Source organism: Amycolatopsis mediterranei (genome assembly GCF_026017845.1).
Taxonomy (GTDB): Bacteria; Actinomycetota; Actinomycetes; order Mycobacteriales; family Pseudonocardiaceae; genus Amycolatopsis; species Amycolatopsis mediterranei.
Map to the genome: position 1 here is coordinate 4,580,131 of NZ_CP100416.1, position 21,165 is coordinate 4,601,295.

The 21,165-nt window shown below is 71.5% G+C and carries 22 protein-coding genes and 1 tRNA gene; 13 read left to right on the forward strand and 10 right to left on the reverse strand.

Features of this window, described 5'->3' with window-relative positions:
* Nucleotides 1-8 precede the first annotated feature (8 nt).
* The 4 genes from thrS to ISP_RS21185 all read right to left on the reverse strand — a co-directional run bounded on the left by thrS (nucleotide 9) and on the right by ISP_RS21185 (nucleotide 2,915).
* Nucleotides 9-1,181 (reverse strand): threonine--tRNA ligase, encoded by a 1,173-nt coding sequence (gene thrS / locus ISP_RS21170; protein WP_013230677.1) that lies wholly within the window; start codon nucleotides 1,179-1,181, stop codon nucleotides 9-11.
* A gap of 162 nt (nucleotides 1,182-1,343) precedes the next feature.
* Nucleotides 1,344-1,967 carry a dihydrofolate reductase family protein gene (locus ISP_RS21175; protein WP_013230676.1) on the reverse strand — a complete coding sequence of 208 codons (624 nt, stop codon included), beginning with the start codon at nucleotides 1,965-1,967 and terminating at the stop codon, nucleotides 1,344-1,346.
* Between the two features lie 77 nt (nucleotides 1,968-2,044).
* Nucleotides 2,045-2,512 (reverse strand): heme-degrading domain-containing protein, encoded by a 468-nt coding sequence (locus ISP_RS21180; protein ID WP_013230675.1) that lies wholly within the window; start codon nucleotides 2,510-2,512, stop codon nucleotides 2,045-2,047.
* Nucleotides 2,513-2,537: 25 nt separating this feature from the next.
* Nucleotides 2,538-2,915 carry a VOC family protein gene (locus tag ISP_RS21185; protein ID WP_013230674.1) on the reverse strand — a complete coding sequence of 126 codons (378 nt, stop codon included), beginning with the start codon at nucleotides 2,913-2,915 and terminating at the stop codon, nucleotides 2,538-2,540.
* Between the two features lie 69 nt (nucleotides 2,916-2,984).
* On the opposite strand from ISP_RS21185, the gene ISP_RS21190 reads away from it, so the two are divergent.
* The gene (locus ISP_RS21190; RefSeq protein ID WP_013230673.1) at nucleotides 2,985-4,934 is read left to right on the forward strand and encodes a phosphocholine-specific phospholipase C; all 1,950 of its coding nucleotides are present in this window, start codon (nucleotides 2,985-2,987) and stop codon (nucleotides 4,932-4,934) included.
* Here ISP_RS21190 and ISP_RS21195 read toward each other — a convergent pair.
* Nucleotides 4,931-6,160 (reverse strand): M20 metallopeptidase family protein, encoded by a 1,230-nt coding sequence (locus ISP_RS21195; RefSeq protein ID WP_013230672.1) that lies wholly within the window; start codon nucleotides 6,158-6,160, stop codon nucleotides 4,931-4,933. The genes ISP_RS21190 and ISP_RS21195 overlap by 4 nt on opposite strands.
* A 77-nt stretch (nucleotides 6,161-6,237) precedes the next feature.
* Here ISP_RS21195 and ISP_RS21200 point away from each other — a divergent pair, with 77 nt between their 5' ends.
* The 5 genes from ISP_RS21200 (at nucleotide 6,238) to ISP_RS21220 (ending at nucleotide 8,540) form a co-directional block, all read left to right on the forward strand.
* Nucleotides 6,238-6,720, forward strand: coding sequence for a tRNA adenosine deaminase-associated protein (locus ISP_RS21200; protein WP_014467843.1), 483 nt, complete (start codon nucleotides 6,238-6,240; stop codon nucleotides 6,718-6,720).
* Between the two features lie 23 nt (nucleotides 6,721-6,743).
* Nucleotides 6,744-7,172 (forward strand): nucleoside deaminase, encoded by a 429-nt coding sequence (locus tag ISP_RS21205; protein WP_013230670.1) that lies wholly within the window; start codon nucleotides 6,744-6,746, stop codon nucleotides 7,170-7,172.
* Between the two features lie 21 nt (nucleotides 7,173-7,193).
* Nucleotides 7,194-7,409, forward strand: coding sequence for a CsbD family protein (locus tag ISP_RS21210; protein ID WP_013230669.1), 216 nt, complete (start codon nucleotides 7,194-7,196; stop codon nucleotides 7,407-7,409).
* 33 nt (nucleotides 7,410-7,442) lie between these two features.
* Nucleotides 7,443-7,530, forward strand: a tRNA-Ser gene (locus ISP_RS21215).
* Between the two features lie 227 nt (nucleotides 7,531-7,757).
* Nucleotides 7,758-8,540 (forward strand): SDR family oxidoreductase, encoded by a 783-nt coding sequence (locus tag ISP_RS21220; protein WP_013230668.1) that lies wholly within the window; start codon nucleotides 7,758-7,760, stop codon nucleotides 8,538-8,540.
* Here the strand turns inward: ISP_RS21220 and ISP_RS21225 are convergent.
* Nucleotides 8,533-9,105, reverse strand: a complete 573-nt coding sequence (locus ISP_RS21225; protein WP_013230667.1) for a hypothetical protein — start codon at nucleotides 9,103-9,105, stop codon at nucleotides 8,533-8,535. The genes ISP_RS21220 and ISP_RS21225 overlap by 8 nt on opposite strands.
* Complete coding sequence (locus ISP_RS21230; protein ID WP_230468650.1) at nucleotides 9,102-9,473, reverse strand: hypothetical protein; 372 nt, start codon at nucleotides 9,471-9,473, stop codon at nucleotides 9,102-9,104. The genes ISP_RS21225 and ISP_RS21230 overlap by 4 nt, the downstream gene beginning before the upstream one ends.
* A 310-nt stretch (nucleotides 9,474-9,783) precedes the next feature.
* Between ISP_RS21230 and ISP_RS21235 the strand changes: the two genes are divergently transcribed.
* Together ISP_RS21235 and ISP_RS21240 are read left to right on the forward strand one after the other, a co-directional pair.
* Nucleotides 9,784-10,704, forward strand: coding sequence for a TauD/TfdA dioxygenase family protein (locus tag ISP_RS21235; RefSeq protein ID WP_013230665.1), 921 nt, complete (start codon nucleotides 9,784-9,786; stop codon nucleotides 10,702-10,704).
* Nucleotides 10,705-10,720: 16 nt separating this feature from the next.
* Entirely contained in the window at nucleotides 10,721-11,167 is a 447-nt protein-coding gene (locus tag ISP_RS21240; protein WP_176742207.1) for a limonene-1,2-epoxide hydrolase family protein, read from the forward strand.
* Nucleotides 11,168-11,458: 291 nt separating this feature from the next.
* Here the strand turns inward: ISP_RS21240 and ISP_RS21245 are convergent, their stop codons facing one another.
* On the reverse strand, nucleotides 11,459-12,397 hold the full coding sequence (locus ISP_RS21245; protein ID WP_013230663.1) for a CapA family protein: 939 nt from the start codon (nucleotides 12,395-12,397) through the stop codon (nucleotides 11,459-11,461).
* A 126-nt stretch (nucleotides 12,398-12,523) separates the two neighbouring features.
* Between ISP_RS21245 and ISP_RS21250 the strand changes: the two genes are divergently transcribed.
* From ISP_RS21250 to ISP_RS21270, 5 genes are all read left to right on the forward strand, one after another.
* Nucleotides 12,524-14,989, forward strand: coding sequence for an endonuclease/exonuclease/phosphatase family protein (locus tag ISP_RS21250; RefSeq protein WP_013230662.1), 2,466 nt, complete (start codon nucleotides 12,524-12,526; stop codon nucleotides 14,987-14,989).
* 141 nt (nucleotides 14,990-15,130) lie between these two features.
* Nucleotides 15,131-15,778: a hypothetical protein gene (locus tag ISP_RS21255; protein WP_013230661.1), complete on the forward strand. Its 648-nt coding sequence runs from the start codon at nucleotides 15,131-15,133 to the stop codon at nucleotides 15,776-15,778.
* Nucleotides 15,775-16,989, forward strand: coding sequence for a putative T7SS-secreted protein (locus ISP_RS21260; RefSeq protein WP_013230660.1), 1,215 nt, complete (start codon nucleotides 15,775-15,777; stop codon nucleotides 16,987-16,989). Before ISP_RS21255 ends, ISP_RS21260 begins: the two co-directional genes overlap by 4 nt.
* Nucleotides 16,989-17,558 (forward strand): hypothetical protein, encoded by a 570-nt coding sequence (locus tag ISP_RS21265; protein WP_230468649.1) that lies wholly within the window; start codon nucleotides 16,989-16,991, stop codon nucleotides 17,556-17,558. The genes ISP_RS21260 and ISP_RS21265 overlap by 1 nt, the downstream gene beginning before the upstream one ends.
* Before the next feature lie 82 nt (nucleotides 17,559-17,640).
* Nucleotides 17,641-18,009, forward strand: a complete 369-nt coding sequence (locus ISP_RS21270) for a YbaB/EbfC family nucleoid-associated protein (protein ID WP_013230658.1) — start codon at nucleotides 17,641-17,643, stop codon at nucleotides 18,007-18,009.
* Here ISP_RS21270 and ISP_RS21275 read toward each other — a convergent pair.
* Nucleotides 18,006-18,413 (reverse strand): hypothetical protein, encoded by a 408-nt coding sequence (locus ISP_RS21275; RefSeq protein WP_013230657.1) that lies wholly within the window; start codon nucleotides 18,411-18,413, stop codon nucleotides 18,006-18,008. The two genes, ISP_RS21270 and ISP_RS21275, sit on opposite strands and share 4 nt — an antisense overlap.
* A complete protein-coding gene (locus ISP_RS21280) occupies nucleotides 18,410-21,139 on the reverse strand; it encodes an FtsK/SpoIIIE domain-containing protein (RefSeq protein WP_013230656.1) in 2,730 nt (909 codons plus the stop codon). The genes ISP_RS21275 and ISP_RS21280 overlap by 4 nt, the downstream gene beginning before the upstream one ends.
* Nucleotides 21,140-21,165: the final 26 nt, after the last annotated feature.

Sequence of the window (21,165 nt, forward strand, 5' to 3'; positions counted from 1 at the left end):
GACCTCCGCTACGGCCTCCTGACCTCCGCCCCGATCCGCGCAAGCATCTCCTCCGCACCAGCGGCGTCGAGCCGGCGTCCATCACGCAGCCGCACGGAAAGCTGCCCCGCGGCGACCTCCGCCGGGCCGATCACGGCCTGGTACGGCACCAGCCGCCCGTCCCGGATCCGCGCGCCGAGGCTGCCTTCCGACGCGATCTCCGCCCGCACGTCGCCGCACCGCTCCAGGACTTCGCGTGCGTACGGCACTTCGACCGCGGACACCGGCAGCAGCCGGAGCTGCACGGGCGCCAGCCACGCCGGGAACGCGCCGCCGTGGACCTCGATCAGCTGGGCCACCGCGCGCTCGACGCTGCCGATGATGCTCCGGTGCACCATGACCGGCCGGTGCTTCGCCCCGTCCGCGCCGACGTACTCGAGGCCGAACCGCGCGGGCTGGTGGAAGTCGACCTGGACGGTGGACAGGGTCGATTCGCGGCCCGCGCCGTCGGCGATCTGGACGTCGATCTTCGGTCCGTAGAACGCCGCTTCGCCCTCGGCCGCGTCGTACGGGAGGTCGTCGAGGACCGAACGCAGGATTTCCACGGCGCCGGCCCAGTTGCCGGGCACGTACTTCCCGCCGGGACCGGGCAGGGAAAGCCGGTAGCGCGCCGGGCTGATGCCGAGGGCGTCGTAAGCCCGCCGGATCAGGGCCAGTGCGGCCGCTGCCTCGGCTTCGACCTGGTCGAGGGTGCAGAAGACGTGCGCGTCGTTGAGCTGGATCGCGCGCACCCGGCTCAGGCCGCCGAGCACACCGGACAGTTCACTGCGGTACATCCCGCCGATTTCGGCCATCCGCAGCGGCAGCTCGCGGTAGCTGCGGCCACGCGAGCGGTAGATCAGCGCGTGGTGCGGGCACAGGCTCGGCCGGAGCACGAGCTGCTCGCCGCCGACGTCCATGGGCGGGTACATCTCGTCGCGGTAGTGCGACCAGTGCCCGGAAATCTCGTACAGCTCGCGTTTGCCCAGCACCGGCGAATGGACGTGCTGGTAGCCCGCGCGCCGTTCGAGGTTGCGGACGTACTCCTCCAGGCTGTGGCGGACGATCGCGCCGTCGGGCAGCCAGTAGGGCAGGCCGGCGCCGATCAGCGGGTCGGTGCCGAACAGGCCGAGTTCGCGGCCGAGCTTGCGGTGGTCGGGCATGGTGGACTCCCTCGTGGACAGCGAGGCGGAAGACCACAAGACGAAGCCCGGGGCACCCGCCCCGGGCTGGAAACGTCGTTCAGCGCGCCGGGACACTCTCCGGCGTCGTCGTCCGTGCTGCGCGCTTCATGGGATCGACGGTAGCAACCGCCGCCAAGCCGTTTACCCCTCCGGAAGCTGGAACGTGTCGAACCGCGGTTTCCCGGCGGGCCGCAGCACGAGCACGTTCACGCCCCCGGCGGTGTGCCGGGTCTCGACGTGCTCGAACGCCTTCGGCACGACGCCGTCCGGGAAGAGCCGGCGTCCCTTGCCCAGCACGACCGGGTACAGCCACAGCCGGTATTCGTCCACCAGGTCGTGCGCGATCAACGTCTGCAGCAGGGCGCCGCTCCCGTGCACCTGGAGCTCGCCGTCCGTCCGCGTCTTGAGGTCACGGACGAACTCGACGACGTCGCCGTCCACGACGGACGTGCCGGACCAGGACGGGTCCGTCAGCGTCCGCGACGCCACGTACTTCGGCAGGGTGTTGAGCCGGGACGCGACCGGGTCGGCGGGGTCGGTGACCTTCGGCCAGTACGCGGCGAAGATGTCGTACGTCCGCCGTCCGAGCAGGAACGCGTCAGCGCGGGAGAACCACTCCGCGACGAGCCGGCCCATGTCCTCTTCGTAGAACGGCGTCACCCAGCCGCCGAGGTCGAAGCCACCGGAAGTGTCCTCGTCCTGGCCCCCGGGTGCCTGGTAGACGCCGTCGAGGGTCAGGAACGTCGTCACCGTGAGGTTGCCCATGGTTTCTCCTTCGGGTCGGGCTGCACTGACCCGTCGAACGGCGGTCGTGCCGATTCGACAACCCGGCCGGAAGAGATTCAGGAGTTCAGGAACAGCTCCAGCTGCTCGACGACGAACGCGTGGTCGTCGGCCTGCGGGAGCCCGGACACGCCGACCGTGCCGACCGGCCCGACCCCGCGCACCAGCACCGGGAACACACCGCCGTGGGCCGCGTAGAGGTCCAGGTCGAGGCGGGAGTGCTCCTCGAACGAGCCCCCCTTCGCGCGGAACTGCGTCCCGATGAAGAAGGAGCTGTGCCCGTAGCGGTCGACGACGCGGCTCTTCCGGTCGATCCAGGCGTCGTTGTCGGCCGAGGTGCCGGGCAGCGCGGCGTGGAAGAGCCGCTGGCCGTTGCGCCGGATCGAGATCGTCACCGGCAGCCCGCGGTCCCGGGCGGCGGTGAGCAGCTGCTGACCGAGGGCGAGGGCGGTCTCGTTGTCGAACTTCGTGAACTGGAGGCGTTCCTCCTGCTCGGCGAGCTGGGCGAGGCGGTCGGCTTCGGTCATGGACGTATTAAATCAACAGTGTTGTTTAATTGCCAGTGAACTCGGTCAGGGACAGCACGTTGCCGTCCGGATCGCGGAACCAGGCGATCCGGCCGCCCGGCGTGGTCCAGATTTTGTCGGTGTCCTGTGGCAGCGTGTCGAAGGTGAGGAACTCCACGCCACGGCCACGCAGCTCGGCCACCGCGGCCCGGATGTCGTCGACCGCCCAGCCGAGCACCGTGAACGGCTGTGGCGTGAACTCGGCGACGGCGGTGACGCGCAGCATGGTCGCGCCGCTGCGGAACACGCACGCGAAGGGGGACTGCTCGATGAACTCGAGCCCGGCGACATCCGTGTAGAAGGCGCGCGAGCGCTCGAGGTCGGCCGACGGTGCGAAGGCGACCAAATCCGCTGAGTTGAGCATGGCTTCACCTCTCTCGGTGGCGAACGTACCCCTCCGGCCGAGCCGCGGCCGGGGGACGAGGAGGTGGGCATGGGGCGGATCCGTCGTCGCACGGTGCTCGGCGGTGCGGCCGCGGCCACCGTCGCCGGCGCGCTGCCGGTGGCCTGCGCTCCCGTGCCTCGGACGGGCAAGATCGACGACGTCCGCCACGTCGTCGTGCTGATGCAGGAGAACCGGTCGTTCGACCACTACTACGGCACCATGGCCGGCGTACGCGGCTTCGGCGATCGCGCGGCCCTGCGCGACGTCTTCCGCCAGCGCGGCGACAAAGGCGCCCCGGTGCTGCCGTTCCACCTCGACACGTCCGTTGTGGACGGCCAGGACCTCCACGAGCTGCCGCACGACTGGAACAGCACGCACCGCGCGTGGAACGGCGGCGCGTACGACCGCTGGACTGCGGCGAAGAGCCCCATGACGATGGGGTACTTCACGCGCGAAGACCTCCCGTTCCAGCACGCGCTGGCGAGCGCGTTCACCCTCTGCGACAACTACTTCTGCTCGATCCAGGGCCCGACGCACCCGAACCGGCTGTACCACTGGACCGGCACGATCGACCCGGACGGCCTCGCCGGCGGCCCGGCGACGCACAACGCGCCGGACTACGAACCGTCCTTCCGCTGGACGACCTACCCCGAACGGCTCGAGGCCGCGGGCGTCTCCTGGCGGATCTACGCGAACGACGAGGAGCGCGGCGTCCCCGAGCACTTCGTCGGCGACTACGGCGACAACCCGCTCTGGCTGTTCCAGAACTTCCACGACGCGCTGTACTCGATGGACCCGGCGAAACGCCGGCTGGCCGAACGCGCGAACCTGCGCAAGCAGCTCGCGCCCGACTCGGGGAAGGGGAAGGACCTCGACCACGTGCTGGCCGAGTTCATCGCCGACTGCGCGGCCGGCACGCTGCCCGCGGTCTCGTGGGTCGTGGCCCCGTACGGCTACTGCGAGCACCCGGCGGCGCGGCCGGTCGACGGCGCCGCGTACCTCCAGCGCCTGCTGAAAGCGTTGTGGGACAAGCCGGAGCTGTGGGAATCGACCGTCGTCTTCATCAACTACGACGAAAACGACGGCTTCTTCGACCACGTCGTCCCGCCGACGCCGCCGCCCGGCACCCCGGGCGAATACCTGCCGGGCAACCGGCCGGAGAAGGGCGAGCCGTCCGGGCCGCCCGTCCCGATCGGGCTGGGCCCGCGCGTGCCGATGACCGTCGTTTCGCCGTGGAGCCGCGGCGGCTGGGTGAACTCGCAGGTGTTCGACCACACGTCGGTGCTGCGGTTCCTGGAGACGTGGACCGGCGTGCGCGAGCCGAACATCTCGGCCTGGCGCCGGGCCATCTGCGGCGACCTGACCAGCTGTTTCGACTTCCGCGCGCCCGACACGACCATCCCGCTGCTGCCCGACGCGAACGCGTTGCGCGCCGAAGCCGACCGGACGCAGGCCCGGCTGCCGAAGCCCGGGCTGGGGCCGGGCGCGCTGGTGCAGGACCCCGGCACGGCGAAGGCCCGCCCGCTGCCCTACCAGCCGGTCGCCTGGGTCACGGCCGAGGCGGCCGTCCTGCGGCTCCACCTGGCCAACCACGGGACGCAGGCGCTGCAGCTGGCCGCGTACGCCTACCACGCGGGCGGGACGTCGCAACGCTTCGACGTCGGGCCCGGCGCCTCGATGGCGGGCGAAATCGCGCACGGCGGGACGTACGACGTCGCCGTCCACGGCCCGAACGGCTTCCTCGTCGAGGCTTCGGGTGGCCTGGGGCTCGATGCGGCCGTCACGTTCACGCCCGCGCCCGCACTGCGGGTCACGGTGACCAACGGCGGACCGGCACCGGTCACGCTGAACGACGTCACCCTCCCGCCGGGCGGCTCGCACGACTTCCCGGTGCCGGCCCGCAACGGCTGGTACGACGTCACGTTCGAGACGCCGGGGTGGCGCCGCCGGTTCGCCGGTCACCTGGAAGACGGCCGCCCGTCGCGGACCGGGCCTTAGCGCAGGGCGTCCAGCGCGAAGGCGGCGAGCATCGCGACGCCGTTGGGCATCGCGTCCTCGTCGAAGAGCACGCGGTTGGAGTGGTTCGCCGCCGCTTCGGCGGGGTCGACGCCGGGCGGGCACGCGCCGAGGAACGCGTACGCGCCGGGGACGCGCTGCAGGACGTAGGAGAAGTCCTCGGCGCCCATCAGCGGGTCGGCGAGCAGCTCTACGTTGCCCGGACCCAGCAGGGCCGCGCCGAGCCGCAGCACCTCGGCCGCGATCCGGTCGTCGTTCACCGTCACCGGGTAGCCCGGTTCGACGTCGGCGAGCACGCGGCAGCCGTAGGCCGCGCCGACCTGCTCGCACACCTTGGGCACCTCGGCGCGGACCAGCGCGCGCGTCTGCTCGGACAGCGTGCGGATCGTGCCTTCGAGCTCGGCCGTCTCGGGGATGATGTTCGTCGTCGTGCCGGCCTGGATCCGGGTCACCGAGAGCACCGCGGGGTCGAACACGCCCACCCGGCGCGTGATCATCGTGTGCAGCGCCCCGACCATCGCCGCCGCGGCCGGCACCGGGTCGATCGTGTGCTGCGGCGCGGAGCCGTGGCCGCCCTTGCCCGTGACGCGCACGTGGAACGAGTCCGCCGACGCCATCAGCGGGCCGGGCCGCAGCTGCAGGAGGCCGCTGGGCGCGTTGGCGAGGATGTGCACGCCGAACGCGCGCCCGACCCGAGTGCCGGCCGCGTCGAGCACCCCCTCGTGGATCATGAACCGGGCGCCGTGGTGACCTTCCTCACCCGGCTGGAACATGAACACGACCGACCCGGCCAGCTGCTCCCGGCGCTCCGCGAGCAGCCGCGCCGCCGAAGCCAGCATCGCGACGTGCGTGTCGTGCCCGCACGCGTGCATCGACTCCGGGTCCTCCGACGCGAAGTCGAGCCCGGTCTCCTCGGTCAGCGGCAGCGCGTCCATGTCGCCGCGCAGCAGCACCGCCGGACCGGGCCGCGCGCCGCGCAGGACGGCCGTCAGCGACGTCGTGGCCTTGCCTTCGGTGATCTCGAGCGGCAGGCCGTCGAGGGCCTCCCGGATCGCCGCCTGGGTGCGCGGCAGGTGGAGGCCCTGTTCCGGGTGGCGGTGCACGGCCCGGCGGAGGGCGACCGTGCGGTCCTGCAGCGCCCGCGCGTCGTCGAGGAGCCCGGCGAACGGCGTGCCGGGCAAGGTGGGCAGGTCAGTGGGGCCGGTCATGGTCCCGATAGTGCCGCATGCGGCGCTTCGGGCGCACCGTGCGTGCGCCGGATCGACCGGCGGAATACGGTGTGCGCATGGCGGTGGAAGAGCCGGTCACGGGCTTCGCGGTGGCTGTGGTCCGGGAAGACGGTCGGTGGCGGTGCAGTGCGCTCGACCCGGGGGCGTTGACCGAGCTGGACGCAGCGATCACTGAACTGGGCAAACTACGTTCCACCGGCGCGAGCTTCGGGCTGCTGGCGGTCGACGACGAGTTCTTCGTGATCGTCCGGCCGAGCCCGCGGGGACCGGCCTTGCTGCTCTCGGACGCGGCGGCGGCGCTGGACTACGACATCGCGGCGGACGTCCTCGACGTCCTGCGCGTCGACCCGCCGGACGAGGAGGACGACTCCGTCTGGCCCGAGGGCGACCTGGAGATCCTCGCCGATCTCGGGCTGCCCGGGCCGGAGCTGGAGGTCATCGTCGGCGAGGTCGACCTCTACCCGGACGAGCAGCTGCAGATGGTCGCGCAGCGCTGCGGGTTCGGCAGCGAGTTCGCCAAGCTCCTGGACGAGCTCTGAGACGCCCGTCCGACACCGAGGCCGTGGAGGCCGCGCTGGAAGCGGCGCGAGCCCCCGGCGCGGACGTGCCGATCGGGGCGGTCGTGTTCGGCCCCGACGGCGTCCCGCTGGCCGCGGCCCGCAACGCGCGCATCGAGCTGGGCGACCCCACGGCGCACGCGGAGATCCTCGCCCTGCGCGCGGCGGCCCAGGTGGTGGGCGACGGCTGGCGGCTCGAGGGCTGCACGCTGGCGGTGACGCTGGAGCCGTGCACGATGTGCGCGGGCGCGCTGGTGCTGGCGCGCATCGCCCGGCTGGTGTTCGGCGCGTGGGAGCCCAAGACGGGCGCGGTGGGGTCGTTGTGGGACGTCGTCCGCGACCGCCGGCTCAACCACCGCCCGGAAGTCCACGGCGGCGTCCTGCTTGACGAGTGCGCCGGGCTCTTGGAGACGTACTTCGCGATGCGTCGCTGAGTTTTTGGGTACTCCTCCGGTATGACGATGAAGCACCGGATCCAGCAGGCAGTGGGCAGCGCTCGCGAGAAGGCCGGCGAAGTGACCGGCAACCGCCGTCTGGAGACCTCGGGCCGAGCCCAGCGACGCTCGGCCCAGCTGCGCTCAACGGCGGCGGACGTCGGCCGCCGAGCTCGCCGCGTGGCGCGCTCGGCGCAGGTCAGGCTGCGCGGCAGCCGGCCGGTCGACCCCAGGTGAGACCTGGTTCGGCCCTCGGGTATCGTTCTTCGCGGTGGCGTGTCCGAGCGGCCGAAGGAGCACGACTCGAAATCGTGTGACGGCTAATCCCCGTCCGTGGGTTCAAATCCCACCGCCACCGCTCGCGCGTGGGCGAGGTATGTCGACGGAAAGCGTCGACGTGCCTCGCTCGCCGTGTTTCTGGGGGTGCAACCCCCAGACCCCGCCCGGCGGGCTCCGCCCCCGGACCCCCGGTCGTGGTCACCGGGGGGCCCGTTTGAAAGACACTCAGGTACGCGGCCGGGCTTGACCTGAAGGGCTCTTGAAGTGTGACCGTGGTTGGCACCAGCTGATCACCAGGAGCGCACCATGCAGGTTCTCGTCACCGGGGCCACCGGCCACACCGGACGCCACGTCGTCGCCGGGCTGCGAGCCGCGGGCGTCGATACCCGAGTCCACGTCCGGGATCCCCTCAAGGCGCCCGAGGGCGTCGACGTCGTCCGGGGCGACATCTCCGCTCCCGCCGAAGCCGCCGCCGGGGTCGATGCCGTCTACCTCCTCTGGCCCTTCTTCTCCGCCGGCGGGATCGAGCAGGCCGTGGAACCCTTCAGGGGCAAGAAAATCGTCTACCTCTCCGCCATGTCCGCCGAAGACGGGGGCGTGTGGAGCGACGTCGAAGCCGCCGTCAGGAAGGTCACCGATGACTGGACCTTCCTCCGCGTCACCGGGCTGGCCACCAATGCGCTCGCCTGGGCGCCGCAGGTCGAGGCGGGGGTGGTGCGGGCGGCTTACGGGCAGGCGAAACGGTCGGTCGTCCACGAACGCGACGTCGCCGACATGGCCGTCAAGGCGCTGACGGAGGACCACGCGAAGCAGATTTATCTTGTCACCGGCCCGGAATCCGTCGCGCAGGCCGAACAGGTCCGGCTCATCGGGGAGGCGCTCGGAAAGCCTGTCATGTGGGAAGAACAGCCGCCGGAAGAGGCGAAAGCACAGCTGAGTGTCCACTTGGGTGCGGAATTCGCGGCGAGCGCGGTGGACTACTGGGCATCACTCGTCGAAGACCCGGAACCCGTCTCGCTGGACGTCGCCCGCGTCACCGGGCATCCCGCGCGGCCCTTCGGGGAGTGGGCCCGCGAGCACTTCAGCTGAGTTCGACGGCCGGGGCGGTCAACGGCTCCAGCTCGGCCGCCAGTGCGGTCAGCGCCGCGATTTTCTCTTGCACGGCCCGGATCACCGCCGTGCACGTGGCGCCGACCTCGCTCACCACCTCGGCCGAGCGGTCGCCGTCCAGGACCGCCGATACGGAGTCCGCTGCGGCGGAAGCGAGCGCGCACACCTCCGCGGACGCCGCCACCGCCAGCTCGTCCAGCCGGTCGGCGATGCGGACGCCCAAGGCCGCCGTCGAAGCGGCCGCTCGCGCCGCCGCCGCGTACTGACCGTCCACTGTGTCCGCCCACGCGCCGAAAGTCTCGGTGCTGCCGCCGTTTTCGGCGTGCTCGACGCCGGCGCGGAACTCCGCTTGCGCCGAGGTCACCCCCAGCGCGCCGGTGTCGATCGCCGAGGCGGACGTGCGGATCGACGCCGGTGCGCAGTCGAGGTGCCGCAGTGCCGCCACCGGGTCCGCGACGCCGAGCCGGCCGGCCGCCGCGCGCAACGCGGACAGCTGCGAAGCCGCCGACGCCAGGGCCGGGTGTTCGAAAACCTCAGCGGTCACGGCGCCACCGCTAACCGCCCCCGGAACCCGGTGCTCCGGGTGCTCACCGCGGCCATGCGCAGCCGGCCCGCCAGGTCCGACGTCGCGTCGCCGAGAACACGCGCATCCGCCTCACGCGCCGCCAGCGCCGTGGCCCAGCGCGCGGCCAGCTCACGAGCCTGCGGCGAGATGCCGAACGGCGTCGAATCGACGCGGGCTTCGGCGAACCGCCCCGCCGCCTTGTCGTCGGCGGCCGCGGCCTGGTCGAGCAGGTCGGCGGCGGCACGCAGCCGGTCCGGCTTCTGCGGATGAGTCCGGGCGGCAAATCCCCCGGGCCCAGGGCGAAGCCCCGGGGTATCACCGATCCGCGAGCCTCTGCCTTCCGGCATGGGGACCTCCGTCATCAAGGGCGCTCACCCGATCGGGGAAGATCTTGCCTCATGCTCCCGAACCGCTCGCATCGCGGTGACCTGCGGCGTTGTACAGCGTTCCACCAAGTGGACGTCTTGACCGCGAGCCGGGAAGAAAGCGACCATGAACGCATGTCCGCCACCTCGGGAACCACGCTGATCCGGGCTTTCGCGCGGTCGATCGGGGAGGGCGTCGTGGAGCTCCTGCTGCGCCGCGGCCGCCTGGGTTCGCCGCCTGCCTGACGCGAACCCGGCGTCCGATTTCTCCGAAAACCCTTGGAGCACAACCATGTCCGTAGATCTTCCTGCCCGGATTCAGCTGCGCGGGGCCGTCACGCCCGCGGATGGCATCGTCGAAGGCCCCCGGATCCTCCGGGAACCGCAGCGAAAGCCGTACGAGCTGTTCACCCTCCGCCCGCTCGGCCGGCTGATCGGCGCCGAGGTGGACGGCGTCGACCTCGGCGCGCCGGTGGGCGCTGACCTGCGCGAAGAGCTCAACCACGCCCTGCTCGAGTGGAAGGTGCTCTTCTTCCGCGACCAGCGGATCACCTCGGCGCAGCAGCGTGCGTTCGCCGCGAACTGGGGCGAGCTGGAGACCAACCCGTTCATCCCGCGGGGTGACGACGACGCCGTGACGCGCTTCGAGCGCACGGCGGCCATGCCCGGCTACGAGAACATCTGGCACACCGACGTCACCTGGCGGCCCGCCCCGGCGCTCGGCTCGGTGCTGCGGCTGATCGAGGTGCCACCGGTCGGCGGCGACACGATGTGGGCCGACATGGCCGCGGCCTACGACAACCTGCCCGAAGACGTCCGCGCCCGCATCGACGGGCTCACCGCGGTGCACGACTACCTCCCCGGCTTCGACCGGTTCTCCGATCCCGCGCTCCTGGCGCAGTGGCAGGACCGCTTCCCGCCGGTGGAACACCCGGTGGTCCGGACGCACCCGGAGACCGGGCGGCGCACCCTGTTCGTCAACCAGGCGTTCACGACGCACATCGCCGGCCTGGACCGGACCGAGAGCGACCGGCTGCTGCGGTACCTGTTCCTGCAGGCTCACACGCCCGAATTCCAGGTCCGGTTCAGCTGGCGGCCGAACTCGGTCGCGTTCTGGGACAACCGCGCCACGCAGCACTACGCGGTCAACGACTACCACCCGCACGTCCGGATCGCCGAGCGCGTCGCCATCGCGGGCGACCGGCCGTACTGAGCCTTAGCCTGGGGGCATGACCGATGAACCCCAGGCAGTGGTGACCGGTTTCCTGAAAGCGCTCGAAGACCTCGACATCGACCGCGCGCTGACGTTCGCGGCGAGCGACATCGTGTACCAGAACGTGCCGTTGCCGCCCGCTCGCGGCGTCGCCGCGGTCGAGAAGCAGCTGCGTCTGATGGCCCGCTTCGGTTCCGGGTTCGAAGCGCGGACGCACCACATCGCCTCGGACGGCAACGTCGTGCTCACCGAACGCACCGACGTGCTGCGCCGCGGCGCGTGGGAAGCGGAGTTCTGGGTGTGCGGCACGTTCGAGGTCGAAGGCGGCCGGATCGTGCTCTGGCGCGACTACTTCGACTGGACGACGGTGCTGGCCGCGAGCGCGAAGGGCGCCGGGCGGGTCGCGCTGGCCGGCGCGCGCACGCTCCTCGACCGGTACAAGGGGAGGCAGGCGGTGCGCTAGACCCGGTGTTCGCCGCGGTCGTGGTCCCGAAGGTCCACGACCGCGGCTATCCCCAGCACCAGCACGAACACGCAACTGAGAACAATCAGCCCCCACATGATCGTTCTCCCTCCCCCCGTGTCGTGCCAACCGAGAGCTGTCGGGGAGTGGTCTGTGCCACTTTTCCGGCGGCTCACGCAGACCGTACCGCCGCTTCACGCCGGTTGTTCCGGCCCTTGACCTTCATTTAAGGCAGATGCGCCGGATGGGTGACACGCCCGGGGCCGGTTGTCACAGAACGCGCGCAATCCGTTACGCACCAACAGGTACCGAGGCGATTCCGCCCTGGACGGTCACCTTCGTGGAGCGCAGCGCCGAGACCTCCGCGACGTACCGCAGCACCTTGTCCGCTTCGTCCCCGGCGAGCGGCTCGCACGCGTTGTCCGCGGTCCGGCGCACCGGGATGAGCTCGAGCCGTGGTTCGGCGCCGAACATGCACCCGGCCAGGAGGCCGTCCGGCCAGTCGGCGGCGAGGTTGCCGAGGCCGTAGAGGATCGGCCGGCCGCGGTACACCTCGACGGCCTGGATGGTGTGCGAGCCGTGCCCGGCGACCAGGTCGGCGCCGGCGTCGATCGCCGCGCGCCCGTACGCGACCTGGTACTCGGCCGGTTCGGGCCCCGGCAGGCCCCAGTGCATCGAGACGACGACGTGGTCGTGGGCGGCGTTCGCTTTCCGCACGTCGGCGACGAGCCGTTCCAGGTGTTCGGGGACGGGCGCCGTGCGGACGACCGGTGGACGGCCCGGAATCTCCGCGACCCGCGGATCAGGCTGGTAGGCCGTGGTCGCAAACGCTTGCGCGACACCCGGTGAGCCGGGCTGGGCGACTTGGCCGGGTGAGCGGAGCGCGGTGTAGGCGAGGAAAGCGACCTTTTCGCCGGATCGTTCGAGCACCGCGGGTGCGTGGGCGCTGTCGAGGTTCGCGCCCGCGCCGCAGTGGGCGATCCCGGCCTGGTCGAGCACGCCGAGGCTCGCCAGCGCGGCGGCCGGCGGGTGCGGGGCGTCGTTGGCGACCGAGACGACGTCGATGCCGGTCGACTTCAGCGCTTCGGCCGTCACCGCGTCGACCGGTCCTTCGACGTTCACGAACCGGAGGTCGGCCCCTTCGAGCAGCGGGTTCAGCCGGCCGAGCGCGGCCGCGGGGGTGGTGCGGGCGTGGACGGTGACGTCTCCGCCGAGGACGAGCGTGATCACGAAACCTGCTCTGCCGAGTGAGTGACGACGAAAGTAGTTGTTACGAATCGTTGCACCGTTGTCTTCCTCCTCCTCACTTGTTCGGGGGACTATGCCACGACTGTTCAAGCACAAAGGGGACTCAGGGTGACCAAGACCCACAGATCCAAGGCTGCCTTCACGGTGGCCGTCGCGTCGGGCCTGGTGCTCGGCGGCGTGGCCGCACCGGCCGCGCTCGCCACACCGAGCGCCGACGCGGTCATCGCCGAGGTCTACGGCGGTGGTGGCAACTCCGGCGCGACGCTCACCAGCGACTTCGTCGAGCTCGCCAATCGCGGCGCGGCCGCCGCGAGCCTGGCCGGCTTCAGCGTCCAGTACCTGCCCGGTTCGGCGAGCCCGTCGAGCACCTGGCAGGTGACGCCGCTGGCCGGCAGCGTCGCGGCGGGCGGGCGCTACCTCGTGGCCGAAGGCAAGGGCTCCGGCGGCACCGTCGAGCTGCCCACGCCGGACGCGACCGGCGCGATCGCGATGTCGGCCACCGCCGGCACGATCGCCCTCGTCGCCGGCACCACCGCGCTGACCTGCAAGACCGCGGCCGACTGCGCCGCCGACGCGCGGATCAAGGACCTCGTCGGGTTCGGCACGGCGACCGTGCGCGAGGGCAACCCGACCGCGGCGCCGTCGAACACGACGTCCGTCGCGCGCGCCGCGGCCCTGGCCGACACCGACGACAACGCCGCCGACTTCACCGTCGGCGCGCCGAGCCCGACCAACACCGCGGGCGAGTCGACCGGTGGGGACACCGGGCCGGCGCCGACCCCGGCGAAGATCCACGACATCCAGGGCACCACGCGGATTTCGCCCTTCAAGGACAAGAAGGTCTCCGGCGTCACCGGCGTTGTCACCGCGACCCGGACGTTCGGCTCGTCGCGGGGGTTCTGGGTCACCGACCCCAATCCGGACACCGACCCGCGCACCAGCGAGGGCCTGTTCGTCTTCACCGGCTCGACGAGCCCGGCCGTCGCGGTCGGCGACGCGGTGACCGCGACCGGCACCGTGCGCGAGTTCTACCCGGACGCGCCCGCGACGTCGAACTACCAGTCGCTGACCGAGCTGAGCAGTGCACAGTGGACGGTCGACTCGCACGGCAACGCCCTCCCGGCGCCGACCGTGCTGAACCCGGACACCGTGCCGACGGCCTACGCGCCGTCGCCCGGCGGCAACATCGAGCCGCTCACCCTGGAGCCGTCGAAGTACGCGCTGGACTTCTGGGAGGCGCACGAGAGCGAGATCGTCAGCGTCACCGACGCCCGCGTCGTCGGCCCGTCGAACTCGTTCAACGAGCTGTACGTGACGTCGAAGCCGGACCAGCACAAGTCGGTCCGCGGCGGCAGCGTGTACCTCGGGTACGACCAGCTCAACAGCGGGGTCATGAAGGTTTCGTCGCTGATCCCGTTCGCCGAGCGGCCGTTCCCGAAGCTCAACGTCGGTGACGTGCTGACCGGCACCACGTCCGGGCCGGTCGAATACAGCAACTTCGGTGGCTACACGCTGTTCGCCAGCGTGCTGGGGACCGAAAAGGACAACGGCCTGCAGGGCGAGACCACGCGCAAGCAGCGGACCGGCGAGCTCGCCGTCGCGACGTACAACGTCGAGAACCTGGCGCCGGGCGACCCGCAGGCGAAGTACGACCGGCTCGGCGAGGCGGTCGTGACGCACCTGGCGACGCCGGACATCGTGAACCTGGAGGAGATCCAGGACAACACGGGCGCGACCGACGACGGCACCGTCGCCGCCGACCAGACGCTGCAGAAGTTCACCGACGCGATCGTGGCCAAGGGCGGCCCGCGCTACCAGTGGCGCGAAATCGACCCGGTGAACGACCAGGACGGCGGTCAGCCGGGCGGCAACATCCGCGTGGCGTTCCTGTTCAACCCGGCCCGCGTGTCCTTTGTGGACCGTCCGGGTGGGACGTCGACGACGGCCGTCGGCGTGGTGCGCGAGCACGGCAAGGCGCACCTGACGGCGTCGCCGGGCCGCGTCGACCCCGCGAACGAGGCGTGGACGACCAGCCGGAAGCCCCTGGCCGGCGAGTTCGTCTTCAAGGGCCGCACGGTGTTCGTCATCGCCAACCACTTCAACTCCAAGGGTGGCGACCAGCCGACGCACGGGCGGTTCCAGCCGCCGGCGCGCAGTTCCGAGGTGCAGCGCGCAAAGCAGGCGACGGTGCTGCGCGGGTTCGTCGATTCCCTGCTGGCGGCCGATCGCAACGCGAACATCGTCGTGGCGGGCGACCTGAACGACTACCCGTTCTCGCCGGCGGTCCAGACGCTCACCGCGGGTGGCGTGCTGAAGGACCTGATCGCTTCGGTGCCCGAAGCCGAGCGGTACAGCTACGTGTTCGAGGGCCAGTCGCAGGTGCTGGACCACATCCTGGCGTCGCGGGCGCCGCGCGGGGTGGACTACGACGTCGTCCACATCAACGCGGAGTTCGCCGACCAGGCCAGCGACCACGACCCGCAGGTGATCCGGTTCCGGCCGGGCGCGGGCAACCCGCTCGAGGACGCGTTCTACGACTTCCTCGACTGGCTGGAGCAGGTCTTCGGCAAGTAGTTTTCGGTTCGGTTGAGGCCATCCCCGGGCGCATTGCCCGGGGATGGCCTCTTGCATGGTTGACACATTCGGGTGACGACGAAACCGCGGAGCGTTGACGGCCGTCCTACGGTGGACTGGGACCACAAGGGGAGGGGTGGCGTGAACGGGCGCGGGTATGCGGTCAAGGTCGACGAGCTGGGCAAGCTCATCGACGACCTCGGCACGGCGGCGGACCGGATGGCCGACGCGAACAGGAAGCTCGGCGGTGGCGGCGCGTTCGGCTCGCTCGGCACGGCGGAGCTGGGCAAGGCCGGCGTCGAGTTCGAGGAGGCCTGGGGCTTCGGCATCGGCCGGTTGGGCGAGGCGGCTTCGGGGGTGACGGAGCGGCTGAAGGCGGCCAAGCAGAAGTACGAGCAGATCGAGGCCCAGTTCGGCGGCGAGCTGGGGAAGTTCGGCTCGGCGGTGCTGGGTGATCTCCCGGACAGCGGGCGCCCGGGCGGCGCGCGGGGGCACTACCCCGCGGTCGGGCAGGCGGCTGAGGGGCCGGTGGGTGGTGGGTACACCGGTGGCGTGCCGGGCATCGGCGGCTTGGCCGAGCGGACCGATCCGGGCGCCGACCTCGGCGACGGGCCCGTCGGTGGCGGGTACACCGGCGGGGTGCCGGACATCGATCGGCTGGCTGAACCCGCGAGCCCCGAGCGCGCAGGGCCGGGCGTCGACGAGCGGGCCGGAAGCTCCGGCGACGGGCCCGTCGGCGGCGGCGCGACCGGCGGCATCACCGACCTCCTCAACGGCCTCGACCGGTGAGCGCCCGCGACTTCCCGGCCCTGGGCTTCGACCCGGCGCCCGGCGACCTCGACGGCATCACCGACCTGGCCGGCAAGTACCGCGCCGTGGGCGGCGACCTGACCACGGCCGATGATTCGCTTCGCCGGATCGTCCGGAAGCAGGGCATCTGGCAGGGCGAAGCCAGCGAAGCCTTCGCCCGCCGCATCGGGCCGTTGCCGGACTACCTCGATGATGCCGCCAAGTCGATGAGCCAGGCCGCCGACGCGCTCGAAGGCTGGGCGCAGAGCCTCGGTGACCTGCAGAAACGCGCGGCCGAGCTGGAAGCCCGCGCGGAAGCCGCGGCCCGGGCGGCCGAGCAGGCGCGGGCGAACCCGGACCTCGCGCTGGCCAACCGGACGTTCCCGGACCAGCAGTCCCTGCAGATCGCCCAGCGTCTGCTGGACAACGCGGGCCGGCAGCTCCAGACCGCCATCGACGGCTGCCAGAACGTCCAAGACGCGGCGAAGCAGCTCCAGCAGGAGCACACGGACGCCGCCTCCCGAGTCGCCGAGCAGCTGCGGCAGGCGAAGGAGCTGGCCCCCGACGAGCCGGATGTGCTCGACAAGCTCGGCGACGCCGTCGGCGGGGCACTTGCCGACTTGTCGGCCACCCTCGCCGACGGGGTCGACGAGGCGTTCAACTTCGTCCAGGACCACGCGGAACTGCTGGCCAAGACTTCGGACGTGATCGGCGACATCGGCAACGCCCTGGGGCTGGCCGGTGAGTTCCTCCCCGATCCGTTCAAGGAGGTCGCCGGTGTGGTGGCGACCACGTTCGGGGTGGCGGCGCTGGCCGGCCACGGCGCGGCCAAGCTGGCCGGCGCCGATGTCGCCGGCGAAACGTTGATCTTCGACGGCATCGGGGCGGGGACTTCGCTGATCGGCGGCTTCTTGCCGACGGGAGGCGCGGCGGTGGCGAAGGCCGTCGGCTACGGGGCCGTCGGCGCCCAGCTCCAGGCCGACGTCGGCGCCCGGATGATCGGCGTGGACTTCGAGGGGCCGATCGGCGACTTGCTCAACTACTGGGTCCCGAAGGACGTGGGCCAGCTGGCGGCCACCAGCTCGGCGCTCGTCGTCGGGCCTGCTCCGTTGGTGATCGTGGCGGCGGAAAACGCGGCCGACGCCGGAGAAAAGGCCGACAACGCGCCGGAGCGCCGACGCCAGCGGGCGGAAGACGAGGTGTGGAACTGATGCCTCTCGAAATCGACCTGCCGCCCGGGTTCGCCGGCCTGCCGGTGGGCAACGACGACAAGCTCAACCGCGGGCACGCCTGGATGGTCGCCGAAAACCTGCCGTCCGAGACCAGCGTCGAGGAGTTCGGCAGCTACCTGATGGCGCTGGTCCCGACCATGCAGGCCAACGGCATCCGCGTGTTCGGCAAGTTCGCCGTCGGCCCGCGCAAGGGTGACGTCGCCACCCTGACGCTCGGCGTGGCGCTCTGGCCGGAAACCGCGCCCGGCAGCCGGGACGCCCTCGTCGCCGCGATGGCCGAGGAGTACCGTGGCCGCCACAAGCGTGCGGTGGTGCAGCCGGTGCGGCTGCCGATCGGGCCGGCCGTCGTCGCCATCAGCGGTGGCGAGTTCCACCTGCCCGAACGGGATGTGCGCTCGCAGATCAAGGCCGAGTACCAGATCCCCCTGCCGGACGGCCGGTCCGTGGTGATCCTCTCGGTCATCGCGGAGTCCGAGGATGCGTGGCCCGCGGTGGCCGAGGCGACGGCGAAGGTCGCCTGGAGTCTCCGCAGTGGGGAAACGTCGTGATCAGCACGGTGGCCCTTCGTTCGACGAAGGCGCGCGAGGAACAGAAGGCGCTTTCCACGCCGCACCGGCCGGGGAGGTGCGCATGAGCGACAACGCGCAGCTCATCGAGGAAATGCGCTGGCAGCTCAAGCAGATCGAAGACCGCAAGGCCGAGAACCAGCGCCTCCTGGCCGGAATCGCCGGCAGCGGGCACACGACCGTCGTCTCGCCGGATCGGAGCGTCACCGTGCTCGCCGGGCCCGATGGGGTCGTCAGCGAGGTGCGGCTCGCGCCCGAAGCCATGCGGTTCGACGCGGTCACGCTCAGCCGGACCATCACCGCCGCCGTCCGGGAAGCCGTGGCCGCCGGGGTGAAGCCGAGCGCTCAGCCACCCCGGCAGGCCGCGCCGCGCCGTCCGCCACAGCCGGCCCCGGCCGACGACGACCCCTACGACACCGTGTTCGACATCTAGGCCGGCGGCGGCTGCTGCTCACTCCGCTTCGCGGCCGCCCGCTTGGCCCGCCACCCCAGGGACAGCACCGCCTGGACCAGCTCCTGGTAGCTCGGCTTGACCTCCTCGAGGTACCGCTCGAGGTAAGCGGCGCGTGCCGTGGGCACCGGGCGCGGGTTGTCGCCTGGGTCGAGCCACGGCAGGCCCTGGATGTTGTGCAGCGCCATCTTCCACCAGCGCGTCGCGCGTTCGGCCGCCCTCGCTTCGCGGTCGATGGCCACTTCGATCGCGGCCTCGGCGGCTTCGATCTCCCCGTTGAGCGCCTCGGCCCGCGCCAGTTCCCACTCACGCAGGTTTTCCGCCGAACCCCGGGAGAGGGCGATGATTTCCTTGTACCGCATGGCCGCGGTGGCGTCGTCGGTCATCGGTCGTTCTCCGGACGCTGGAACGGGATGATCACTTCGGGTGCGCCGTGGGTGGTGCGGTCGAAGAACAACGCGCGCCCCGGCCGCGGCGACCAGTGCACGACCTGGCCCGCCGCGAACGGCGACAGCTCGTTGCCCTGGACGTCGAGCGCCGCCCACGTGCCGATGTCGTCGGTGCCGCCGAAGCCCAGCGTGTCCTTGAGCCGGGCGATGCTGCGCCACCAGCCGATCGTGTGGATGCCGTGGCCCGGCCCCTGCTTGAGCAGCACCCGCAGGTGGTCGAGGCCGCTCTTGAGCTGGCCGATCGCTTTGGCTTCCAACGCGGGCAAAGCCGCGTCGACGCCGTACAGCAGCAGCACCTTCGCGCCGCCGGACATCGAGCCGGTCATCGACTCCAGGACGCCGGTCAGGTCGTCCACCAGCGACGCCGCGTGGCCGTCCTCGCGCAGCCGCTCGGTCAGCTCCAGCGCGGCCGGCGCGCACGCCTCGATCGGGCAGCTCAGCAGGAACTCGACTTCACCCGGTTCGTACTGCCGGGACAGCGACCGCGCCGAAGAGTCCATGATGGACAGTGCTTCGGCGGTCGCCGAGCCGAGCACCGCGACGTTGCGGCCCGGTGCGCGTGGCAGGTCGACGCCGCACGCCGTCTCGGTGACGTCGATCGACTGGCCGAGCAGGGCCCGCGGCTTCGAGTTCGGCTTGAGGTCCAGGTACGCCGGGAACTGCTCCAGGATCGGCTGGTGCGCGCCGTCGAACAGGCGTGGCCGCGGGAAGTGGCCCGCGTATGCCTCCCACAGCCGGTGCTGCAGCCGGACGAACACGTTCTTGCTGCTCGCGTCCGGGATGTGGGCCAGCTGGTTGCCGTGCGCGACGCCGGAGTCGTGGTTGATCACCGCGTGCCACTTCGGCGCCGACACGGCCGCGTTGTTCGTCTCGGCCAGCACCCGCCGCGCCTTCGGCATCGCGATCCGCAGCGTGCACTGTTCGAACACCGCCGGCTTGCCCCAGAACGCTTCGATGCCGGCGACGTCCTGGCTGGCCAGCACCAGGTGGATGCCCTGCGACCGGCCGCGCCGCGCGATGTCCTCCAGCAGCTGCGTCGCCGCCGCGGTCACCTGGTCGCGGCCCGCGAACAGGTACTGGAACTCGTCGATCACCGCGACGATCCGCGGCCAGTGCCCGCCCGGATCGGCTTCGCGGAGGTCGGCGAGGTTCGTGACCTCGTGCTCCTTCGCGGCCGCGGACCGGCGGCGCAGCTCGTCGGCCAGGAACCGCAGCAGCGCCAGGCCGAACTCGCGGTCGGTGTTGACGTTGACGCCGACGAGCCGCGCGTGCGGCAGCCAGCTCGCGTCCTTCCGGCCCGGCGCCAGGCCGGCGAACGAGACGCCTTCCTTGAAGTCCAGCAGGTACAGCGCCAGCTCTTCCGGGGTGTACCGCGCCGCGAGACTGCCGAGCAGCGCGTACAGGAAGTTCGTCTTGCCCGAACCGGACGGCCCGCCGATCAGGGCGTGCGGGCTCGCGTCGCCGATCACGACCTCGACCGGCTCGCCTTCGAAGAACCCGACCGGGGCCCGCAGTTCCCGCGCCGAGCTCTCCTGGCCCAGCTCCGTCGGCAGGAGGTCGTCGAACGACCGCGGGCCGCCCTGCTTGGCGATCAGCGCCTTGGCGATCGTGTCGATGGCCCGGATGACCTGCGCGGACGGCATCGCGGGATCGAGGTCGACGACCAGGTCGGTGCCGGACATGCTGCTGATCGCGTGCCGGTCGTCGAGCAGGCTCAGCGTCTCGACTGGCGCGCTCACCGCGGTCGGCACGTCGATCATGATCAGGCAGATCCCGGCGGCCAGCGCCCCGCTCGCGACGCGCTTGAGGTCGCGCGCGCGTTCGGGTTCGAGCGTCTCGCCGTTGCCGTAGAGCACGACGATGCGGAACGGCTCGCCCCGCTGCTCGGTCTTCTTCCGCATTTCCCGCAGCGACGTGAAGCCGGCGGACATGCAGCTGGCGTGGATGCGGCGGATGTGGCCGGCCAGCTCGTCGAGGAGGTCTTCGAGCCGGCCGGGGTCGTACAGCGAGAGCGCGCTGGTGTGGCTGAGCGGGTAGAGGTCGGGCAGGATCGCGGTCAGCTGCCCGATGTCCCACAGGTGCACGCGCACCGCGCCGGGCTCGAACGTCGAGAGCACGCGGACCAGCAGGTTCTGCACGATCCCGTCGATCGTGGCCCGCGTCTTCGGTGCCGACGTGATCGCCAGGTGCGACTCGTCGAGCAACGGGACGGCGACGTCGAACGTGCGGGTCGCGTCGCCACCGGCGGCGGTCGCCATGCCGACCCGCCACAGCCCGGGCGACGTCAGGCCGGGGTTGTGTCCGACCGTGCCGAGCCAGTCGCCCGGTGGCAGCCCGGCCGGGCCGGGTGCGTTCTGCGCGACCAGTTCCCGCAGTGTGGCGGGACCTTGGCTCCAGTCGGTGTAGAAAGCGCTTCGCACGCTGCCGAGCGCGCCGAACACTTCGTGCGCGGCGGGGTGGCGGGACCACTCGTTCTGCTGCTCGGCACTGGCGTGGTTCATGCCGACCTTGACGATGTCCTGCTCCAGCCGGAGCTTGGACAGGTCGGCTTCCGCGGCTTGGCGCGCACCGGCCGCCGCGCCCAGCACCAGTCCGATCTGATGGCGGACCCGGTCGAGTGCGGTTTCGACGCGGTTGCGTTGCTCGGCTGACTTGTTGGCCATCGGCGTCCCCAAGAAAAGGTGTCCCC

Excerpts from the sequence above, each read along its gene's own strand:
- ISP_RS21235 (WP_013230665.1), top strand. The coding sequence starts at position 9,784 with ATGTCCGTAGATCTTCCTGCCCGGATTCAGCTGCGCGGGGCCGTCACG.
- ISP_RS21280 (WP_013230656.1), bottom strand. The coding sequence starts at position 21,139 with ATGGCCAACAAGTCAGCCGAGCAACGCAACCGCGTCGAAACCGCACTC.
- ISP_RS21200 (WP_014467843.1), top strand. The coding sequence starts at position 6,238 with ATGGCGGTGGAAGAGCCGGTCACGGGCTTCGCGGTGGCTGTGGTCCGG.
- ISP_RS21270 (WP_013230658.1), top strand. The coding sequence starts at position 17,641 with ATGAGCGACAACGCGCAGCTCATCGAGGAAATGCGCTGGCAGCTCAAG.
- ISP_RS21175 (WP_013230676.1), bottom strand. The coding sequence starts at position 1,967 with ATGGGCAACCTCACGGTGACGACGTTCCTGACCCTCGACGGCGTCTAC.
- ISP_RS21230 (WP_230468650.1), bottom strand. The coding sequence starts at position 9,473 with ATGCCGGAAGGCAGAGGCTCGCGGATCGGTGATACCCCGGGGCTTCGC.
- ISP_RS21185 (WP_013230674.1), bottom strand. The coding sequence starts at position 2,915 with ATGCTCAACTCAGCGGATTTGGTCGCCTTCGCACCGTCGGCCGACCTC.
- ISP_RS21190 (WP_013230673.1), top strand. The coding sequence starts at position 2,985 with ATGGGGCGGATCCGTCGTCGCACGGTGCTCGGCGGTGCGGCCGCGGCC.
- ISP_RS21195 (WP_013230672.1), bottom strand. The coding sequence starts at position 6,160 with ATGACCGGCCCCACTGACCTGCCCACCTTGCCCGGCACGCCGTTCGCC.
- ISP_RS21210 (WP_013230669.1), top strand. The coding sequence starts at position 7,194 with ATGACGATGAAGCACCGGATCCAGCAGGCAGTGGGCAGCGCTCGCGAG.
- ISP_RS21275 (WP_013230657.1), bottom strand. The coding sequence starts at position 18,413 with ATGACCGACGACGCCACCGCGGCCATGCGGTACAAGGAAATCATCGCC.
- ISP_RS21240 (WP_176742207.1), top strand. The coding sequence starts at position 10,721 with ATGACCGATGAACCCCAGGCAGTGGTGACCGGTTTCCTGAAAGCGCTC.
- ISP_RS21265 (WP_230468649.1), top strand. The coding sequence starts at position 16,989 with ATGCCTCTCGAAATCGACCTGCCGCCCGGGTTCGCCGGCCTGCCGGTG.
- ISP_RS21180 (WP_013230675.1), bottom strand. The coding sequence starts at position 2,512 with ATGACCGAAGCCGACCGCCTCGCCCAGCTCGCCGAGCAGGAGGAACGC.
- thrS (WP_013230677.1), bottom strand. The coding sequence starts at position 1,181 with ATGCCCGACCACCGCAAGCTCGGCCGCGAACTCGGCCTGTTCGGCACC.
- ISP_RS21220 (WP_013230668.1), top strand. The coding sequence starts at position 7,758 with ATGCAGGTTCTCGTCACCGGGGCCACCGGCCACACCGGACGCCACGTC.